Below are 20,793 nucleotides of genomic sequence, written 5' to 3' on the forward strand. Positions count from 1 at the left end.
ACAAAAGACCTGTGGAATCCACAGGTCTCTGAACTTTTTCACCTTTCACCTTTCACCTTTCACCGCTTACAACGTAAGCTCCGCTCCCGCTGTCACAAAGCTCGGCATTCCCACTTTAATCCCTTCCGGCCGGCGACTCGCGATATACCTTTTATCTCCCAGATTTTTTGCACTTATATTAAGTGAAAGTTTTTTATTCACCTGATAATAAGCGGTTCCATCAAAAATCATCCGGCTGTCTATTTTACCGATACGGCCGTTTGCTGATGCCATTTCTGTATTCAATTCATCCGCATATTGCTCACTAACATAATTTGCATACAAACGAATACCAAATCCTTTTTTCGCTTCAAAACCGATAGTACCATTCCATATAAAAGAAGGCGCATACGGAAGTTTGTTATCTCGCACATTTATTTTGTCGGCTCCGCTGGAAATATAGCGGTCGGCCGCATACTTACTGTCTACAAAAGTAAAATTGCTTCCAATCATAAGACTGTGTTTCCAGCTGAATGCTTTTCCAAAATCCAGTTGGAGAGAACCTTCCACACCCTTATGGGTTGTTTTACCACCGTTTGCTAATCCGCTTGCATTGGAATTTCCGCTTGACTGTGAAATTGGAATGATCTGGTTATCAAAATTCATAGCAAAGAAAGTCAGTTCACCATTGATCCAGTTAAGATGATTAAATCGAAGTCCGAGTTCATAGTTCCAACTGCTTTCTGCATCCAAATCAATTGCGAAACCGGAAGAAGTAATGGCGTCTTTTGTTCTTGGCGGAGCAAACCCACGGTGTACGCCACCAAACAAATTGAGCGACTCATTCAATACAAAATTGAATCCACCACCCGGAATAACAACCAGCACATTTCCTTTTGCCAATACATTGGTATCAGCAACAACGGTTGCACCGTTTACAGAAAATCGTCCACGTAATATTCTGCGATTGTATTGAAAACTTTCCAGTCGAATTCCTGCATTTAAACTGAAACGGCTGCTAATTGCCAGCTCATCCTGAATATAACCACTCAATGCATGTCCGCTTCTGATTTCATTGTCGCGCAAATCCCCGGCAGTTGCATCCGCTTTTTTCCCAATCACAAATTGCTCATTGGCTTTTTCATACAGATAGCGAACACCCGCGTTTACTTTATTTTCCTTACTCCCAATTTTTCCTTTTATACTTAGTCGGGGCTCCACTCCCATTACTTCAAATTGCCGATTCCGATGCCCATTACTATTCAACATATACAAAGCACCACCGGAAATGGAAGCATCCCCCCAAATCACACCGGTCTGATTGGCAGCAGATGAATTTGAACTGAAATCCTGACGTTGCCAGTTGCGGGTGGTAGTGTATGCAAAAGCAGTCGTCTGCAATTGAACCCTTGGATTAAACTGATAGGAATGCGTCACACTCAGATTATATCTGCGAACCGGCAAACGATCATCAGGTGCTATCCGCGCATAATCAAATCCACCGGCATCATACATTGATTGAGTTATTCCAACATAGGTGGAATTAGACAATTCATCATATACGCCCAATTTCAATCCAACAGAAGATTTATCACTTAACTGAAAACGAAGTTTTGCACTCAGATCATTGATCCGAAACCAGGTTGGACCAATATTATCTGCCTGCTTGCGCAAATAGCTCACATTAAATCCCATATTGCCAACGGTATTGCCATAACTGGCATAGGTGGAGAAAAAGCCTCCCTGCCCCCCTTTTACACGCAATTCTGTTCTTTCTTCTGCCGGCGGATCAGCAGTTATAAGATTTACTACCCCGCCAATTGTCTGTGGTCCAAACAATACCTGTCCGCTTCCTTTTAAAACCTCTATGGATCTTACTTTATCAATAACCGGTGTAAAATATAATTCAGGTTCGCCATAAGGATTTAGCGCTACCGGCACCCCGTCTTCCAATACCAGTAAGTTTCGGCTGCGATCCGGATCCAATCCGCGAACACCAATATTGATTCGCAATCCTGCACCCTCCTCATCCACCACATTTAATCCGGGTATACGGCGCATAATATCATTTCCGCTAACTGGTGCAAGTTGCTGAATTTCCTTAAATCGTACCACCGATACCGAACCAGGCACCTTGCTTAATAATTTATCTTTATACCCAACTACCAGAACCTGTGGCATCTCCTGGGCTGGTTTGAGGGTGTCAGTGGAAATTTGTCCAATAGCCCATTGAGAAAATAGTATAGAAAGTCCGGATAAAATAGCAGTTCGTGTCATAATAAGATATTCGGCCGCAAAACTCGGGTTAACCATGAATTTTCACTTACGCAATCGGGAAAAAAGGTTTACGAGATGCGGAAAAACATCGAAATGACAATTGAATGACATAAAATCACTCCATCCTGATAAAGATCATATCAGCACAGAACCGGCATCAGTACAAAGGCAGGCATCGGCTATTTTCTTTGCACCATGCTTACCGCCAGCTTACTCAGTAAATACGACCGGCCAGTTCCCCGGTACACGAGTTATCCAACCGTACCCCATTGGGATGCTACTTTAGATCTGGAAAAATGGGAATCCAATTTCAGTCAGCAATTCTCCATCGAGAACAGCCAAAATGGAATCTCGCTATATATCCACCTTCCCTTTTGTGAAAGCCTTTGTACCTATTGTGGTTGCAACAAAAAAATTACCACTAACCATAAGGTGGAAAGTGAATACATCGACGCAGTATTAAAAGAATGGACTCTTTACCTGCGACTCATGCAGGAAAAACCCATAATCAGGGAATTACACCTGGGCGGCGGAACACCTACTTTTTTTTCTCCTGAAAATTTAGAGAAATTATTAAACCCCATTCTTTCTTCCGCCAACATCGCTGAAGATCATGCTTTCAGCTTTGAAGGGCACCCAAATAATACTACCTATGAACATTTGAAAACCCTCTATGATATAGGTTTTCGAAGAGTTAGTTTTGGAGTACAGGATAATGATCCTGTGGTACAACAGATCATCAACCGGATCCAACCATTCTATAAGGTACAGGAAGTAACGGAAATTGCCCGGGAAATCGGCTATACCTCCATCAATTTCGATCTGATATACGGACTGCCCAAACAAACACCGGAATCAATGGAACGTACTTTGCAGAAAGTATTATCCCTTCGTCCAGATCGGGTAGCCTTTTACAGCTATGCGCATGTACCCTGGACCAGTAGGGGGCAACGATTATTTGATGAAAACGATCTTCCATCTGCCGAATTAAAAATGCAATTATACCGGCTTGCAAAATTCCAGTTTGCACTGCATGGATACCATGATATCGGCATGGATCATTTTGCCCTTCCCACAGATGAATTGTATATCGCAAGGTGGAGGGAAGGGGGAAATGGGAAATGGGAGGAATCCAGGCTGCATCGGAATTTTATGGGATATACTACTCAATCCAGCAAGCTTCTGATTGGCCTGGGAGTGTCAAGTATCAGTGATACCGGCAACGCCTATGCGCAGAATAATAAAACCATTAAAGAGTATTACGATTCAATTAAATTGGGCCGTCTTGCTATTACAAAAGGTTATTTTCTTGATGAAGAAGATCTGAAATTCAAACAATATATTCTTGCAATCAGCTGTAAAGGAGCAACCTCCTTTTCACCGGAAGATCTTCCTGTTCTGGAAGAATATTGTTTTCCGATATTGCGGGAATTAGCTGCGGACGGATTGATTGAATGGGATACAAATGGATTAAAGCTTTCTGTAAAAGGCCATCATTTCATACGAATTGTTTGCAGTGCTTTTGATCTTTTCCTGCAACGTAAAAAACACCTTCAAACAGCTGAAATCCGTTATTCAAAAGCAATCTGACACATTGATGCTGTTATGATTTATTCTCGCGCAGTTTTCGGTAAATACGGATCGCCAGCATAAGTAATATCACAAGGCAAATCAATCCCCCTAATCCCCAGATAAGGCTGATACTTTGCTTTACAACAACCAGGAATACAATGGCAAATAAAAAGACAGTAGCCACTTCATTCCAGATCCGCAATTGATTGGAACTATACCTGAAAACACCTTTCATCTCCTGCTTAAAAATAGCATGCAGACTAAAATGATAAGCGAATAAACCCAATAGAAAAATCCATTTGAAAAGGAACCATCTCCCTTCCGGTTTAAACAGGATTTTATCCCAATCACCCAACAGCATCACCGTGGTTCCAAGCGCCAGCGTCAGAATCGCTGATGGCCAGGTTATTCCATACCAGAGCCGTTTCATCATGATTTCAAATTGTCTCCTCAAAATATCCCTTTCAACCGGCTCCTTCTCCCCTGCTTCCGTATTGTAAATAAACAATCGCGGCAGGTAAAACAAGCCCGCAAACCAGGTAACAACGAAAATGATATGTAGTGCCTTTATATAGAAATACATAGAAGAAAAGTTTAAAAGGAGTCGGGCATTTCACCTTTCACTTTTTCAGCTTTCACGAACGTTTTTAGCGTTCTTACCCATTTCGGATGTACATTCAAACAGGGTATCATCGTAAACTCCTCCCCGCCGGCATGCAAAAACTCTTCCTTACCTTCTTCTGCAATTTCTTCCAGGGTTTCCAAACAATCACTGATAAAAGCCGGACAGGCAACTGCCAGTTTTTTGATGCCTTCTCCCGGCATTTCTTCCAATCGTTTGGCAGTATAGGGTTTCAACCATTCATCCCGCCCCAGCCTTGATTGAAAACTCATACTCCATTTACCTTCAGGAATACCCAATAATGAAGTAACTTTTTTTGTTGTCACCCAACACTGATGACGATAGCATTGCGCATGTGCTGGTGATGGTACCTCACAACAATTCGGCACTTTCAAACAATGCGTTCCGGTACAATCGCCTTTGAAAATATGCCGCTCCGGTATCCCATGATAACTGAATAAAATATGATCATGTTCCTGCTCCAGATAAGGACGAATACTTTCCGCCAGTGCATTCAGGTAATTGGGTTCCTCGTAATAAGGCGGAATGATCTCCAGCCTGAATCCATATCCCCCCTGTTTATGTTGCAGCTTCGCATATTCAACCGCCGTTTCATAACTGCTCATTGCATAATGCGGATAAAGCGGAACCAGTATTACTTCCTCCAGATTAGGATGTTCTTTCACTAATTTATCATAGGCAGCCTTTGGCGATGGTGTACCATAGCGCATACAGATTTCCACCGGCTCCTCCACCTGCTCCTGCAAAGCAACCTGCAATTTTTTGGTCAATACAATCAAAGGAGATCCCTGCTCGGTCCAGATCGACTGATAGGCTCTGGCAGATTTAGGAGCACGAAAAGTTACAATGATTCCACGTACCAATAATAAGCGTAGCAGATAAGGAATATCGATTACCCGCTCATCCATTAAAAATTCATTCAGGTACTTCCGAACATCCTTCACCGAAGTGGAATCCGGAGAACCAAGATTCATTAATAAAATGCCTCTCTTTATCATTCAGGGGAAATTTGATGCAAATAACAGGATTCGCAGCACAAAGTTGCAAAAAACAAGGTATGCACACATGCATAAAAAACGCAATTCATCCGTTATTAGTAGCAAATGATTCAACAAAAGGGGTTAAAAAACAGGAATATGACAGTTCACTGACAGAAAGCACTGGGGAAATCAGCCTTGCCGGGCTATTTTTGCAATGGAATTTGTGAGACTATTATGGGAGATTATCCAAAAGATTTACAGCATTTTTTTGTGGTCGGACTCAGCTATAAAAAGTCTGATTCAGCCGTAAGAAGCCGTTTCGCCATCAGTCAGGAACAATATGACCTGATTTTGGAAAGCGCCAAAATAAAGGGTGTTGCTGAACTATTTGTATTATCAACCTGTAACCGCACAGAAATATATGCACTGGCTCCCGACCTCGATACCCTGGTTAACCTGATATCCGAAGCAACCGGGCAATCCGCCATCGAATTCCGCAATTTCGCTTACCTGTATCGCGCAGAAATTGCTGTTCAACACCTTTTTCAGGTGGCAGCCGGACTGGATTCTCAGATCCTCGGAGATTATGAAATAGTTGGACAAATAAAAATTGCGGTTAAACATGCCAAAGAAAAAGCCGCCATTGGTCCGTTTATTGAACGTCTCTATAACCAGGTGCTTCAAACTTCCAAACTCGTTAAGAATAATACAGCACTAAGCAGTGGATCTGTTTCCGTTTCCTTTGCGGCAATTCAATACCTGAAAGACAGGGTGACCGATGTAGCCAATAAATCAGTTTTATTGATCGGTACCGGTAAAATTGGCCGGAATACCTGCAAAAACCTGATTGATTACCTGGGATGCAATAATATCACCCTGATGAACCGCACTTTTGAAAAAGCGGAAAAACTTGCGTTAGAACTGGAACTAGCTGCCATGCCATCCAATCAATTGGAGCAGGCAGTAGCCACAGCTGATATCATAATCGTTGCTTCCAATGCTACAGAAGCCATCATTCGGCCCGAACACCTGATAGCGGGCACCAAACAATGGATCATTGATCTTTCCATTCCCAATAATGTGGCGGCTGAAGTTGCACACGTGGATGGCAAGGAACTGTTGAATGTTGATCAGCTTTCCCGCATGAAAGATGAAACCCTGCTGAAACGCCAGGCGGAGGTTCCACGTGCCCTTGCCATTATTGCTGAACAAACTGCCGAGTTTTATGACTGGTGCAAAATGCGCAAGCAACTCGCGGTATTGGGACAGGTTAAGCTAAAACTCGAAGAAATTCATGTAAATACCCTGAGTATGGACCCCCAGCATACACAATGGGTTTATCATACTACCTTTGCAACCACCGAAGAAGCCGCTTCCCGTATTCAAAAAGTACTGAATACAATGGCTGCTAAAATGAGGGTAAGAAACCAGCGGGGTTGCCATTACCTGGAAGCAATTAACGATTTCATGGCCTTCGGTGCCAATTAAGATGAACAAAATAATCAGAATCGGAACAAGGGATAGCCAGTTGGCTGTCTGGCAAGCCAATTTGGTAAAGGGATTACTCGAAGAAAAAGGCTTTCAAACGGAATTGGTGCCGCTAAAATCCGATGGCGATATCGATTTGGTAACCCCACTTTACGCAATGGGTGTTCAGGGTGTTTTTACCAAAACCCTGGATAGTGCATTATTAAGCAATCGATTTGATATTGCTGTTCATTCCATGAAAGATGTTCCTACCCAAATGGCAGAGGGAATTATAGAAGCAGCCGTATTACCAAGAGCAAGTCACCTCGATCTGCTGGTACCGAAAAACGGAACAGAGTTTCTCAGTGATGCCGCCTATTCTGCCCTGGTTGCCACCAGCAGTATTCGGAGAAAAGCACAATGGCTGCATCGCTATCCACATCACCGGATTACCAATTTAAGAGGCAATGTAAATACCCGCCTTCGGAAACTGGCCGAAGAAGAATGGGATGGCGCCATTTTTGCCGCAGCCGGTTTGGAGCGGATTCATCTTCGTCCGGATGCTGCAATCGAACTCAATTGGATGTTGCCTGCGCCTGCTCAGGGTGCCATCCTGGTTGTTTGTCGCGATACCGATTCACATGCACTGGAAGCCTGCCGTTTATTTCACGATCCCAATACCGCAGTTTGTGTAAAAATTGAACGGGATTTTTTAAAGACCCTGATGGGGGGGTGTTCAACTCCAATCAGTGCGCTCGCAGAAATAGAGCAAACAATTGATGATGCCGGTCAACTTGTAAAGATGATCCGCTTCCGCGGAAGTATTTTTTCATTGGACGGTTCAGATCATCTTGCAATTGAAAAAACAAGGACAATTGAGCAGTCTGATTCACTTGGCACCATAGCTGCAAACGAATTGATACAACAGGGAGCCGATAAAATTGTAGCAAGCATTAAAAATGGCAGCTGAGCCAATTACCATATCGTCCCAGTTATTGACTACCCGGCCCTTGGCAGATAGCACCATTGATGATGCAAAACAAAGAGGGGTTCTGATCAAAACTATTTCCTTCATAGAAACAGAACCCATTCGAACTGCAGAAATTATTCAGGAAGTTGAAGCTGCTTTATTGATGCGAACTACGGTTGTATTTACCAGCATGAATGCAGTAGATGCAGTAGTAGAGATCATGCAGGATCAGCTACCCGACTGGCAGATTTACTGCATTGGTCATACCACAAAAATATTGATTGAAAAATATTTTGGTCCGGATTGCATTATTGGCACCGCTGATAATGCCGTTGCACTGGCCGACCGGATTATTGAAGATGAACTGGCAGACGAAGTAGTGTTTTTCTGTGGCGATCAACGCCGCCCTGAATTGCCGGATATGCTCTTTGCTGCAGGTTTACTGGTTACTGAAATAGTTGTGTACGAAACCATCGAAGTTCAACACAAACTGAACGAATCCTTTGCTGCTGTGTTGTTTTATAGTCCATCTGCAGTGGAGAGTTTTTTCCGCAATAATACACTGGCTGCAGGCACATTGGTATTTGCCATTGGTGATACTACAGCCACAGCTGTTCGAAAATTCTGTTCGAATAAAATCATCCTGGCAGATAAACCCGGCAAGGAAGCATTGGCTAAAAAAGCCATCGAAATCCTTGCTGTAAATTGATACATAATAAAAGTTAGAAATAAAAACATGTCGCTAAAAAACGATCTCATCCTTCGTACCCTTAGAGGAGAACAAACCGAAAGAACCCCTGTATGGATGATGCGCCAGGCAGGCAGATACCTTCCCGAATACATGGTGCTGCGAGAGAAATATGGTTTCTTCGAACGTTGCCAGACACCTGAGCTGGCTTGTGAAATTACCCTGCAGCCAATCGATATCGTTGGAGTTGATGCAGCTATTCTTTTCTCTGATATTCTGGTGGTGCCCCAGGCAATGGGACTCGAAGTGCAATTGATCGAAAGCAAGGGACCGTTTTTGCCCGACCCAATCAAAAATATAAATGATCTCAAACGCGTGGGGGTGCCGGATGTAAATGATCGGCTGCACTATGTGTTTGATGCCATTAAGCTGATCAAACAGGAATTGAATGAGCGCGTTCCCCTGATCGGATTTGCTGGCGCACCCTGGACCCTGCTTTGTTATATGGTGCAGGGCAAAGGAAGCAAAACATTTGATGAAGCCAAAGCTTTCTGTTATGCACAACCGGAAACCGCACACCTTTTGTTACAGATGATTACTGATACTACTATTGCTTATCTGAAGGGACAAATAAAAGCGGGTGCTGATCTGGTGCAGATTTTCGACAGTTGGGGTGGTTTATTAAGTCCGGATGATTTTGAAATCTTTTCGCTTCAATATATCCGCCAAATTGTTGCGGCCGTTAAAGAAGAAGCACCAACCATCATTTTTGCCAAAGGTGCCTGGTTTGCCATGGAAGAAATGGCCGCAACCGGTGCACATGGATTAGGCATCGACTGGTGTATCAAACCTTCGCTGGCCCGGCAGTTTGCTGGTGATCGGGTTACGCTGCAGGGCAATTTTGATCCCGCTAAATTATTGGGACCAATTCCGGAAATTCAGAAAGGGGTAAAAAAAATGCTGACAGATTTCGGTCCGGGTAAACATATCGCCAATCTCGGTCACGGTATCCTGCCCAATGTACCGGTTGACCATGCCCGTGCATTTGTTGATACGGTAAAAGAGTTTCGTCATACGAATCCAGGAAGTTAATCGAAGTTGATTCAATCATGTTCAAAGACAAATTCATAGCCTATATCCATGATCTGCAAAACAGGATCTGTGCAGCATTGGAAGCATGTGATGGTCAGGCTAAATTTCAGGAAGATGCCTGGACCCGTCCGGAAGGCGGCGGAGGAAAAACCAGAGTTATTGCCAATGGTGCGGTGATTGAAAAAGGCGGCGTCAATACCTCGGTGGTGTTTGGGGAAGTAACCGATGCCATGCGCACACAATTAAAGATCAACGGTCACAGTTGGTTTGCCTGTGGTTTGAGTCTGGTGATTCATCCCTTCAATCCATTTGTTCCAACGGTACATTGTAATTACCGCATGTTTGAATTGTACAATGAGGCCGGTGAAGTAATCGATCGCTGGTTCGGCGGTGGAACAGATTTAACGCCCTATTATTTGTTTGAAGATGATGCCCGGCATTTTCATCAGACCTATAAAAATGCCTGTGACAAATTTGATCTGAGCTTCTATCCTTCCTTTAAAAAAACATGCGATGAGTATTTTGTAAACTGGCATCGCAATAAGGAACGCAGGGGAATCGGTGGAATTTTTTACGATTATCAACGTCCTACTACTGAGCGGGATGCCGATTGGTGGCTGGCTTTCGCCCAATCCTGTGGTGATGCTTTTATGGAAGCTTATATTCCGCTGGTAGAGAAAAGAAAGAATACGAACTTTGATCCGGTCCATAAACACTGGCAGGAAATTCGTCGGGGCAGATACACTGAATTTAATCTGGTGCATGACAGAGGAACTTTATTCGGACTAAAAACCAATGGCCGGATTGAAAGCATATTAATGAGCCTTCCTCCTACGGTTCGTTTTGAATACAATTATCAACCGGAACCTGGTTCTGCTGAAGACAGCTTATTACAAGCCTGTTTACACCCGGTGGACTGGGTTTAAACTTAAATAAACAGAGATGATTTTACAAAGAAGAAATCGCATCCTCCGTCAGTCTTTAGCTATCCGTTCGATGGTGGCTGAAACGAAATTAAGTGCCGATGATTTCATCGTTCCCCTCTTTATTGATGAAGGTTCTGATACCAGGATTGAAATCCCCTCCATGCCGGGTTATTATCGGACTACACTGGATCTCACAGTGGAAGAAGTAAAGGAATTGTGGAGCATGGGACTCAAATCCGTTTTGTTATTTATCAAGTGCAAAGACGAATGGAAAGACAATACCGGCAAGGAAGCCTGGAATCCGGACGGACTCATGCAACGTGCCATAAAAGCCATTAAGGATGCTGTTCCGGAAATGTTGGTGATGACAGATGTTGCGCTGGATCCTTACTCTTCCTTCGGGCACGATGGCATTGTGGAAAATGGACAGATCGTAAATGATCCTACGGTGGAAGCATTGGTAAAAATGAGTATTTCGCATGCGCGCGCAGGTGCAGATTTTGTTGCTCCTTCTGATATGATGGATGGACGGATTGGTGCCATCCGGCAGGGATTGGAAGCCGAAGGATTTAGCAATACCGGCATCATGAGTTATAGTGCCAAATATGCCAGTTGCTTTTATGGTCCATTTCGTGATGCGCTGGACAGTGCGCCCGGTTTTGGTGATAAAAAAACCTACCAGATGGATTATGCGAATCGTACGGAGGCGGTAAAAGAAACCCTGATGGATATTGAAGAAGGGGCTGATATCGTAATGGTAAAACCGGCATTAGCCTACCTCGATATTATCCGGGAGGTAAAAAATAGTGTATCCGTACCTGTTAGTGCCTATAATATCAGCGGCGAATATGCCATGATCAAAGCGGCAGCAAAGATGGGATGGATAAATGAAGACAAAGCAATTCTGGAAACACTGACATCTATTAAGCGAGCAGGAGCAGATTTGATTGCGACGTATTTTGCGAAGGACGCAGTGAGACTGCTGGGGTGAGGGAGGTGAAGGAGGTGAAGGAGGTGAATGAGGTGAATGAGGTGAATGAGGTGAAATGGGTGAAAAGACGGTTGTTTGGGAAAAAAATGCTTCGGAGATTTACCGGATGGAATTTGAATTAAATCATAAGAAGTTAGCGGTATACCTGGAAGCGAAAAAGCTTTGTTTGGAAACCTACCAATTATCGAATCATTTGCCTGCCGAAGAAAAATTCGGACTGATAACACAAATCAGAAGAGCCTCAACTTCAGTAATTCTGAATTTAGCAGAAGGTTCTTCCAGGCATTCCGGTTTAGAAAGAAAAAGATTTTATGAAATAGCCCGCGGATCAATTGTTGAATTGGATACTGCTATAGATATTTGTACATCCTTAGGATATTTAAACACTTATGATATTTCGAAATATGAAAAACTACTTACCCATTCATTTACACTCTTTTCCAAATTAATCAACCAATTAAAATCCACCTAACCCCTTCACCATATTCACCTCATTCACCATATTCACCTCATTCACCATCTTCACCTCATGAACATCTCCAACAGCAAAGCCCTTTTCTCCCGCGCCCAGGAATCCATCCCCGGCGGCGTAAACTCTCCCGTACGTGCTTTCAAAAGCGTGGGCGGTACTCCCATCTTTATGCAGAAAGCGAAGGGTGCTTATCTCTATGATGTGGATGGTAATCAATACATTGATTATATCGCTTCCTGGGGGCCCATGATACTTGGGCATGCCTATGAACCCGTCATAAAAGCAATTCAGGAATATGCGGTTTATTCAACTTCCTATGGCGCGCCAACAGAGTTGGAAATAAAGATGGCGGAGCTGATAAAATCGATGGTGCCGAATGTGGATCTGATTCGCATGGTAAGCAGTGGAACCGAAGCCTGTATGAGTGCGATCCGGGTTGCCCGTGGTTATACTGGCCGCAACAAGATCATCAAGTTTGAAGGTTGTTACCATGGTCATGCAGATTCTTTTCTGGTAAAAGCAGGAAGTGGTGTCGCAACTTTTAATATTCAGGCTGTACCGGGAGTTACTGCCGGTGTAAGTGCAGATACATTAACCTGTGCTTATAATAATTTGGCAGGGGTAGAGGAATTAGTGGATACCCATCGAGGTGAGATTGCAGCAATAATTATTGAACCGGTAGCAGGCAATATGGGCTGTATCCTGCCTGCCCCGGGTTTTATAGAAGGCCTGCGTAAATTGTGTGATCAGGAAGGCATTCTGTTGATTTTTGATGAAGTAATGACTGGTTTTCGGCTGGCACCTGGAGGTGCGCAGGAAGTATTGAAGGTGGATGCCGACCTCGTAACTTATGGTAAAGTAATTGGTGCCGGCATGCCGGTTGGGGCTTTTGGTGGTAGGAAAGAAATCATGCAGGTCGTATCACCATTGGGTTCCGTTTATCAGGCAGGAACCCTGAGCGGAAATCCCATAGCGATGATTGCCGGTTACACCCTGCTTACTGAACTGAAAAACAATCCGGGTATTTATAAAGAGCTGGAAGAAAAAACCCTGTACCTCAAAAATGGCCTTGACACTGCCTTATCCGCCTGGGGTCAACCCTATGTAATCAATCAACTCGGCAGCATGATCAGCATCCATTTCAGTGAGCATCCCGTAACCGATTTTACCACAGCTGCCGCAGCCAATAATGCACGATTCGCCACTTATTTCCATGCCATGCTGAACCGCGGCATCTACCTCCCCCCTTCAGCATTTGAAAGCTGGTTCCTCAACAATGCTCTAACAAAAGAGGATCTGGATAAAACAATTCAGGCAACAGAAGCGTCACTAACCAACCTTTAATTATACATTGCAATTTATCGTGAGAATATAAATAACATTTTAAGCAAGAAAATAAAACTAGTTACTAAAGTATTCATGAAATAAAATTTTGCTATTAATTGATAAACGGAAAATAAACAGAGTTGCAGAGTTTTAGTTTTACTAAAAAATGAAACTCAGTATTCTTCCGTTTTTGCTTTTAGTATATTTTTCAGCAGAATCTCAATCATTCGAGCCTATACCGGTCATATTCGGTGAAGGAACAATATCATCTAAAGATTTTGAATTTAATGCTGCATTTACGCAGGACAATAAAACCGTTTTTTTTACCAAAGCACTACTACCTGATTGGCGAAAAATGACGATCGTTTTTTCTGAATTAAAAGGAAATAAATGGGGGAAACCGAAACTGGCTTCTTTCTCAGGCCAATACAAGGATGCTGATCCAGTAATAACGGCCGATGGTAAAAAAATAATTTTTATTAGTGATCGGCCTTCACCATTAAAAAACAAACCCACAGATTATAATTTATGGTTTGTTGAAAAAATTAAAAATGAATGGAGTGAACCCCAACTTTTAGAAGGAGGCTTTTATAAAGAAACACCAAGTCCCTTATATCCGTCAATTGCAAATAATGGAAATCTTTATTACTGCAGTAGCACAAACACAGATTCTGATATCTATGTAACAAAACTTAAAGATGGCAAATACGGAGAGCCTGTAAAACTGGACTTTAATTCCCCACTTCACAGAGACATTGACCCGGCAGTTGCACCAGATGAATCATTTATCATATTTACCAGCCTAACAAGAAAAGGTTATGGCGCCGCAGATTTATGGATAAGCTTTAACCTTGGTGAAAAGTGGAGTGAACCAGTAAATCTTGGAAAAACAATCAACTCATTTGATAAGGAAGGACAAGCAGCAATTTCACGAAATGGCAAAAAACTTTATTTTACAAGTAGCAGAAACAAGCTCTCAAACTTCAGTGAATCAGGAAAAAAAATGAACCAAAAAGTATTTAAGGATGAATTTAATTCTATTTTTAATGGGTTACCCAATATATGGGAAGTCGACATTTCAACTATTCATGCGCTAAAAAGTAACTGAACTACCTGATTCCCTGATAATGATCAAATTAGAATATGCTCAAACTAACTTTGGTATTCCTGCTATTTTCAGCTTTTCCACACTGTAATAAGTGTATTGATAACCATGAAAGATGTTCCGATAATTTTGACTTAATCCTGGTTGATAAAAGTTCAGGTGAAAATTTAATTTTTGGGCCAAACGCTGTTTATCATCAGGATTCGGTTTACCTGACAACCAATATACCTGGATACAGGGCCAATCATTCATTTTTCAATAATGAAAAAATTCAATCCAGCTTAAACTTTCCAGTAGACACTTTTTTTCTGCGCCTTTCCGTACTTGATTCCGACACACTGATCATGAAATATAATTATGTAGCCAATGATTGTTGTGCTAATGAGCGATACGGAAAACTGTCTGGTATCATCTACAATGGTTCGAAAGCCGAAAAAATAGATGGTGTATACAATCTGCTTAAATAATCCAGTCTTTATATCAATGCCTCATACAATATCTCCACCGGGTGTTGGGCTACCCGACCTGTGCCGTCTTTAATCTGATGCCGGCAACTGGTGCCGGAAGCTGCAATTAGAGTTGATGCCGATTGTTGTCTAACTGCCGGAAATAAAACCAGTTCACCAATTTGCATGGAAACTTCATAATGGTCTTTGTCATACCCAAATGAACCCGCCATACCACAACAGCCGGAATTCACCAGGGTTGCCACATAATTGGCAGGAATCGACAAAATCTCCATCACATACGATACCGACGACAATGCTTTCTGATGACAATGCCCATGAACCAGAATCTCTTTTTTATCGGAATGAAACTGCGCAGGACCAATTCGTCCGCCCGCTACTTCCATAGCCAGAAACTCCTCCACCAGGAAAGATTTGGCAGCCAGCTTTTTAGCCTGGTCCAACAGAGACCTTGGTACCAGATCCAGGTACTCATCCCGAAAACTTAAAATAGCTGAAGGCTCCAGTCCAATTATCGGAAATCCATCGTCCAGAATCGGCTCCATCAAGGCCAGATTCTTTGCCGCTATTTCCTTCGCCCGCTTTACCAATCCCTTCGACAAATGCGTCCTTCCACTTTCAATATGCTTCGGAAGTAGCACCTCATATCCCAATCGCTCCAGCAATTCAATACATTTCATCCCCGCAACCACATCATTGTAATTCGTAAACTCATCACAAAAAAAATACACCCGCCTTTTCCCCTTTTCCTCCTTTTTATCCCCATTCTCCCTTTCCTCCCTTTTCTTCCCCCACTCCCGCAACGTAAACGCATGCAATTCCGGCAGGTCCCGCTGTGCAGCCATATTCAACAACCTCTTCAACGGTTTACTGAATACCGATTGCTTCATCGACCAGTTGTACAGTCCCGGAAATTTACTCGCCAATGCGGTTAATGCAGGAAACTCTCCAATCATGCGGGCTTTCAAAGGCACGCCATGCAAATCATAATACTGCTGCAGGAATTCCGCTTTTAGCTTGGATACATCCACACTGGAGGGACATTCCGCTTTACATCCTTTACAGGATAAACAAAGATCCATCGCGGCATGTATCTCCTCATGATCAAATGCAGTAACACTTGTATCCGCAGATAAAAACTGACGTAATATATTTGCTCTCGCCCTAGTGGTATCCTTCTCGAATCGGGTGGCCATATAACTCGGACACATCGTACCCCCAGCCCGATGCGTTTTCCGACAATCGCCGGATCCGGAACATTTTTCTGCCAGGGCCAAAATGCCACCTTCCCGATCAAAATTAAAATGGGTGCTTACTTTTTCCTTAGCCGGTTTAGCAGGCATCCGAAAGAAATCATCCATCGGCGGTGCATCTGTTATCTTACCCGGATTAAACAATTGCTTCGGATCAAAAATCAGTTTGGTTTCCTTACACAATTCATAACAGCGATCACCCATCATAAAGGGGATGAATTCACCTCTTAAACGGCCATCACCATGTTCACCACTTAAAGATCCCTTGTATTTTTTAACGATGGCTGCCGTCCGCGCTAATAATTCCCGAAACTGTACCCTTCCCGCATCCGATTTTAAATTGATTAGCGGCTCCACATGTAATTCACCCGCACCCGCATGCGCATAATAGGATGCTTTCAGATTCATTGAGGCCAGCAAAGCCTGCAATTCTTCAATATAATCAGGCAAATCATCCGGGGCTACTGCACAATCTTCAATCAGATTCACCGGCTGCGAATCGCCCTGAATATTCCGGAGCAATCCCAATCCGGCTTTTCGCAGATCCCATGCTTTATTGATGGAAGATCCGGTTAATAACGGCCAGGCATACCCGAGATTCAATAGTTTCAACTCATTAATAAATGCAGCGGCTTTGATCTGCATCTCCCCCACCTCCTGCTCCATAAATTCGATCATCAGCAGTGCAGCCGGATCTCCTTCTATAAAAAACCGGTTCTTCTGTTGCTCCCGGTGATTTTTGGTGAAGCTCAATATCACATCATCCACCAATTCGCTGGCATAACAGCCATGTTTGATCGCAACCAGATTAACCAGCAGAGATTCTTTCAAACTGCTGCAATGCACACAAACCAATCCTTTCTCTTTTGGTGGCAGGTCCAACAAATTCAGTTTTGCCTCCGTTATCAATGCCAGGGTTCCTTCTGATCCGGCTATCAGGCGGCAAAGATTAAATTCATTTGCACCGCCATACTGCTTTGCATCGAGTAAGGAGTCCAGTGCATACCCGGAATTACGACGGATAACGTTTGCAGCAGGATAACCTTCGTGTATAGCAGACTGGTTTGCCACATCGCCCAATAAGCCATGCATCGCACGATAAATTTCTCCCTCCATTCCGGGCAGGCTTCTTTTTTCTTCCAGCCCCTTTTCATCCAAAGCGCCCATCAGGGCAGTTTCACCATCCGCTAAAATTACTTTCAACTCCAACACATGATCACGCGTAGCACCCCAAACCATAGAGTGCAAACCACAGGAATTATTTCCAATCATGCCACCTATCATAGCGCGATTGGAGGTGGAGGTTTCCGGACCAAAAAACAACCCATAAGGCAGCAGTAATTCATTCAGTACATCCCGTTCAATTCCGGGTTGAACCCGTACCCATTTCTCCGCCTGATTCACTTCCAGCAAACCATTCATGTATCGGGATAAATCTATAACCAGGCCGGTTCCAACTACCTGTCCGGCTAAGGAAGTGCCGGCCGTCCGCGGAATCATGGGCAATTCCGCATCTCTGCAAAATTCAACCAGTTTAAGCAGATCAGCTTCCTCACGGGGAAGGGCAACCGCAATAGGCAATTCCTGATATACCGATGCATCGGTAGCATAGGCCATTCGTACCGCCCGATGCTCCGAACTTTCATCGAAATAAAGTTCACCAGTCAGGTTGACCCGAAGTGATGCAAAATTCAGTTGGTTGGCGGAAAGCTGGCTCATATAGTTCGTGACAAATTCGAATCAAATATCGACACTTAAGGATTGCATCGCGTTTTTGACCGATCCATATTTCAACAAAGCATCTTTTGCCAGTTCATATTCCTTCAAACCGGTTTGCTCCATTATCATTTTGACACCGCGGTCAATCAGTTTCTTATTGGTCAGTTGCATGTTCACCATCTTATTGTCTTCCACCCGTCCCAGCAGAATCATCAGGCTCGTGGAAATCATATTCAGAATTAATTTCTGCGCAGTTCCACTTTTCATGCGCGTACTTCCGGTTATAAACTCTGGTCCCACTACACATTCAATTGGAAACTCAGCATAGGAACTAACCGGACTACCGGGATTACAGCTCAAACTTCCGGTGAGCATTCCATTTTCCTTTGCTTTCTTCAAAGCACCAATCACATAAGGGGTGGATCCGCTGGCCGCTATTCCCAAAATCGTATCCTGCTTACCGGGTGAAAATTTCGCCATATCCTTCCATGCCTGCCCTTCATTATCTTCTGCATTCTCCACTGCCTGCTGAATGGCTTTGGGGCCGCCAGCAATAATCCCAATGATCAGGGTAGGCGGTACTCCATACGTAGGTGGACATTCCGATGCATCCAGAATACCCAATCGGCCACTGGTTCCTGCTCCAACATAAAATAACCGTCCGCCTGCCAGCATGCGATCCGAAGTTGCCTGAACAAATGCAGAAATCGATGGCAAAACCTGTTCAATTGCCTGTGGAACCGTTTTATCCTCCCTGTTCATTGCAGCCAGCATATCTTCCACTTTCCATGTTTCAAGATGCCTGTACAAGGAGTTTTCTTCTGTAATTCGTTGATATTCCATTCAATAACCTGGTTTAAGAGATTGCGGAATTTTATCTCCAAATCCGCATATATACGCACATTACTGCATAAAATTACGTATATTCCAGAATATTTCCGCATTTAGAAGTTCATCTAAACATTCAAATTCTTCATATGAACCCATTTGTAGTTCAATTGAATCAAATCGCAGCCAAGCCTGAACGAACCATAATAGGGTTGATGTCCGGAACCTCTGTAGATGGATTAGATATTGCGTTGTGCAGAATTTCAGGAAGCGGAATGGATACGGTAATCAATCTGCAGGAATTTATAACCCTGCCTTATGACGCAGATTTCAAGGCAGAAATCGCCTCCGTTTTTTCCAAAAAAACCGTGGATCTGCAACAACTCTGTTTACTAAATGGATGGATTGCCGAGCAGCATGCAGCACTCATTTTACAGGCATTGAAAAAATGGATGATCTCAGCTGATGAGATTGATATCATTGCAAGCCACGGTCAAACTATTTTTCATGCACCTAAATCTCTGCACCAGATTCAAAAATTTGGAAATGGTACCCTCCAATTAGGAGATGGTGATCATATGGCAGTGAGAACTGGCATCATCACCCTAAGTGATTTCCGACAAAAACATATTGCCGCAGGCGGAGAAGGCGCGCCACTGGCTGCCTATGGTGATTACCTGATTTTTTCCAGGCGCAATGAGAACCGAATTATGCTGAATATCGGAGGAATTGCCAATTTTACTTTTCTTCCCGGTGATCTGAATCCGGATCTTGTATTTTGCTCAGACACCGGTACCGGTAACACCCTGATGGATGCCTTCATTCAAAAAATTCATCCTGGCATTTATTACGATGCAGATGCTGCTATCGCCTCACAGGGATCAATAAATGAAGCGTTGTTAACTGCACTTTTGGATCATCCTTTTTTCAGCCAGGATTTCCCTAAAACAACCGGACCGGAATTATTCAATCTGGATTATTTGTCAGCAGCAAAAATCAAATCAGGAACCGAATCAATTTCCTATGCTGATACCATGGCCACCCTAAATCGCTTTTCTGCTGAAGCGATTGCAGGTGCAATCAGAACGCAGGTGAAAGAACTGGATCAATATCGCTTCTTTGTAAGTGGCGGAGGAATGCACAATCCTTTGCTTATGAAAAATCTGCAGGAATTATTACCAGGAGTTGATTTTCGTCCCACGGCAGAATTGGAGATCAATCCGGATGCAAAAGAAGCAGTTTTATTTGCTGTATTGGCGAATGAATGGCTGGTAGGCGGACAGGTAAATTACGGTAAAGGAAGAAATGGAATTCCAACAGTATCCATGGGTAAATTGAGTTTCCCCGGATGATGCCGATTTTGTATCTTTCTCAAAATTATTACCATGCTTTCGAAAACCATGCAGGACGCGCTGAATAAACAGATTCAAATGGAAGCCGAATCCTCTCAGGCTTATCTGGCAATGGCTTGCTGGGCCGATATCCAACCCGGTTTACAGGGAGTTGCTGCTTTTTTTTATAAACAATCCGACGAAGAACGCATGCATATGCTGAAATTAATCGCGTTTGTAAATGAACGTGGAGGATTTGCCATGGTGCCTGCTTTGGAACAACCTATTCTCACATTCCGCAGTTTGCAATCTGCCTTTGCTGAATTTCTCAAACACGAATTAAAAGTAAGCGATAGTATCAATGATCTCGTTCACCAGTCGCTGTCTGAAAAAGATTATGCCACGCACAATTTCTTACAGTGGTATGTAACCGAACAAATGGAAGAAGAACGCACTGCCCGCACCCTCAACGAAAAATTGGAATTGATTGGCGAAGACAAAAGCGGATTGTATTTGTTTGACAGAGATATTATGGCCTATCGGCCAAGTGAGAAGTGAGACGTGAAAGGTGAAAGGAGGTGAAAAGTGAAAAGTGAAAGGTCAAAGGTGAAACGTGAAAAGTGAAAGGTCAAAGGTGAAACGTGAAAAGTGAAAGGAAAAGGTGAAACGTGAAAAATGAAAGTTGAAAGTTGAAAAGTGAAAGGTCA

Annotated in this window: 18 protein-coding genes; 13 read left to right on the forward strand and 5 right to left on the reverse strand. The window is 43.3% G+C overall.

What is annotated here, in order from left to right:
• Nucleotides 1–66 precede the first annotated feature (66 nt).
• Nucleotides 67–2,256: a TonB-dependent receptor family protein gene (locus B2746_RS01980; protein WP_290790430.1), complete on the reverse strand. Its 2,190-nt coding sequence runs from the start codon at nucleotides 2,254–2,256 to the stop codon at nucleotides 67–69.
• Between the two features lie 195 nt (nucleotides 2,257–2,451).
• On the opposite strand from B2746_RS01980, the gene hemN reads away from it, so the two are divergent.
• Complete coding sequence (gene hemN, locus B2746_RS01985) at nucleotides 2,452–3,846, forward strand: oxygen-independent coproporphyrinogen III oxidase (protein ID WP_290790433.1); 1,395 nt, start codon at nucleotides 2,452–2,454, stop codon at nucleotides 3,844–3,846.
• Nucleotides 3,847–3,859: 13 nt separating this feature from the next.
• On the opposite strand, the gene B2746_RS01990 is transcribed toward hemN, so the two are convergent.
• Both B2746_RS01990 and hemH read right to left on the reverse strand, forming a co-directional pair.
• Entirely contained in the window at nucleotides 3,860–4,411 is a 552-nt protein-coding gene (locus B2746_RS01990) for a CopD family protein (protein ID WP_290790436.1), read from the reverse strand.
• An 11-nt stretch (nucleotides 4,412–4,422) separates the two neighbouring features.
• Nucleotides 4,423–5,469: a ferrochelatase gene (hemH, locus tag B2746_RS01995; RefSeq protein WP_290790439.1), complete on the reverse strand. Its 1,047-nt coding sequence runs from the start codon at nucleotides 5,467–5,469 to the stop codon at nucleotides 4,423–4,425.
• Between the two features lie 216 nt (nucleotides 5,470–5,685).
• Between hemH and hemA the strand changes: the two genes are divergently transcribed.
• From hemA to B2746_RS02045, 10 genes are all read left to right on the forward strand, one after another.
• Nucleotides 5,686–6,939, forward strand: coding sequence for a glutamyl-tRNA reductase (gene hemA, locus B2746_RS02000; protein ID WP_290790442.1), 1,254 nt, complete (start codon nucleotides 5,686–5,688; stop codon nucleotides 6,937–6,939).
• A 1-nt stretch (nucleotide 6,940) separates the two neighbouring features.
• Complete coding sequence (hemC, locus tag B2746_RS02005) at nucleotides 6,941–7,888, forward strand: hydroxymethylbilane synthase (RefSeq protein WP_290790445.1); 948 nt, start codon at nucleotides 6,941–6,943, stop codon at nucleotides 7,886–7,888.
• Complete coding sequence (locus B2746_RS02010) at nucleotides 7,878–8,597, forward strand: uroporphyrinogen-III synthase (protein ID WP_290790448.1); 720 nt, start codon at nucleotides 7,878–7,880, stop codon at nucleotides 8,595–8,597. Before hemC ends, B2746_RS02010 begins: the two co-directional genes overlap by 11 nt.
• 27 nt (nucleotides 8,598–8,624) lie before the next feature.
• On the forward strand, nucleotides 8,625–9,668 hold the full coding sequence (hemE, locus tag B2746_RS02015; protein ID WP_290790450.1) for a uroporphyrinogen decarboxylase: 1,044 nt from the start codon (nucleotides 8,625–8,627) through the stop codon (nucleotides 9,666–9,668).
• Nucleotides 9,669–9,685: 17 nt separating this feature from the next.
• A complete protein-coding gene (gene hemF, locus B2746_RS02020; RefSeq protein WP_290790453.1) occupies nucleotides 9,686–10,594 on the forward strand; it encodes an oxygen-dependent coproporphyrinogen oxidase in 909 nt (302 codons plus the stop codon).
• A gap of 16 nt (nucleotides 10,595–10,610) precedes the next feature.
• Nucleotides 10,611–11,585, forward strand: a complete 975-nt coding sequence (gene hemB, locus B2746_RS02025) for a porphobilinogen synthase (protein WP_290790456.1) — start codon at nucleotides 10,611–10,613, stop codon at nucleotides 11,583–11,585.
• A 55-nt stretch (nucleotides 11,586–11,640) separates the two neighbouring features.
• On the forward strand, nucleotides 11,641–12,057 hold the full coding sequence (locus B2746_RS02030; protein WP_290790458.1) for a four helix bundle protein: 417 nt from the start codon (nucleotides 11,641–11,643) through the stop codon (nucleotides 12,055–12,057).
• Nucleotides 12,058–12,114: 57 nt separating this feature from the next.
• Entirely contained in the window at nucleotides 12,115–13,401 is a 1,287-nt protein-coding gene (gene hemL / locus B2746_RS02035; RefSeq protein WP_290790461.1) for a glutamate-1-semialdehyde 2,1-aminomutase, read from the forward strand.
• 148 nt (nucleotides 13,402–13,549) lie between these two features.
• Nucleotides 13,550–14,491, forward strand: a complete 942-nt coding sequence (locus B2746_RS02040) for a TolB family protein (protein ID WP_290790464.1) — start codon at nucleotides 13,550–13,552, stop codon at nucleotides 14,489–14,491.
• 341 nt (nucleotides 14,492–14,832) lie between these two features.
• Entirely contained in the window at nucleotides 14,833–14,955 is a 123-nt protein-coding gene (locus B2746_RS02045) for a hypothetical protein (protein ID WP_290790466.1), read from the forward strand.
• Between the two features lie 8 nt (nucleotides 14,956–14,963).
• On the opposite strand, the gene B2746_RS02050 is transcribed toward B2746_RS02045, so the two are convergent.
• Both B2746_RS02050 and murQ read right to left on the reverse strand, forming a co-directional pair.
• Nucleotides 14,964–17,927 (reverse strand): FAD-binding and (Fe-S)-binding domain-containing protein, encoded by a 2,964-nt coding sequence (locus tag B2746_RS02050; protein WP_290790469.1) that lies wholly within the window; start codon nucleotides 17,925–17,927, stop codon nucleotides 14,964–14,966.
• Nucleotides 17,928–17,948: 21 nt separating this feature from the next.
• Nucleotides 17,949–18,770, reverse strand: a complete 822-nt coding sequence (murQ, locus tag B2746_RS02055) for an N-acetylmuramic acid 6-phosphate etherase (protein WP_290790472.1) — start codon at nucleotides 18,768–18,770, stop codon at nucleotides 17,949–17,951.
• A 134-nt stretch (nucleotides 18,771–18,904) separates the two neighbouring features.
• On the opposite strand from murQ, the gene B2746_RS02060 reads away from it, so the two are divergent.
• Together B2746_RS02060 and B2746_RS02065 are read left to right on the forward strand one after the other, a co-directional pair.
• A complete protein-coding gene (locus tag B2746_RS02060; RefSeq protein WP_290790475.1) occupies nucleotides 18,905–20,107 on the forward strand; it encodes an anhydro-N-acetylmuramic acid kinase in 1,203 nt (400 codons plus the stop codon).
• A gap of 33 nt (nucleotides 20,108–20,140) precedes the next feature.
• Entirely contained in the window at nucleotides 20,141–20,644 is a 504-nt protein-coding gene (locus B2746_RS02065) for a ferritin (RefSeq protein ID WP_290790478.1), read from the forward strand.
• Nucleotides 20,645–20,793 lie beyond the last annotated feature (149 nt).

This window comes from Flavihumibacter sp. UBA7668, assembly GCF_002483205.1.
Classification (GTDB): domain Bacteria; phylum Bacteroidota; class Bacteroidia; order Chitinophagales; family Chitinophagaceae; genus Flavihumibacter.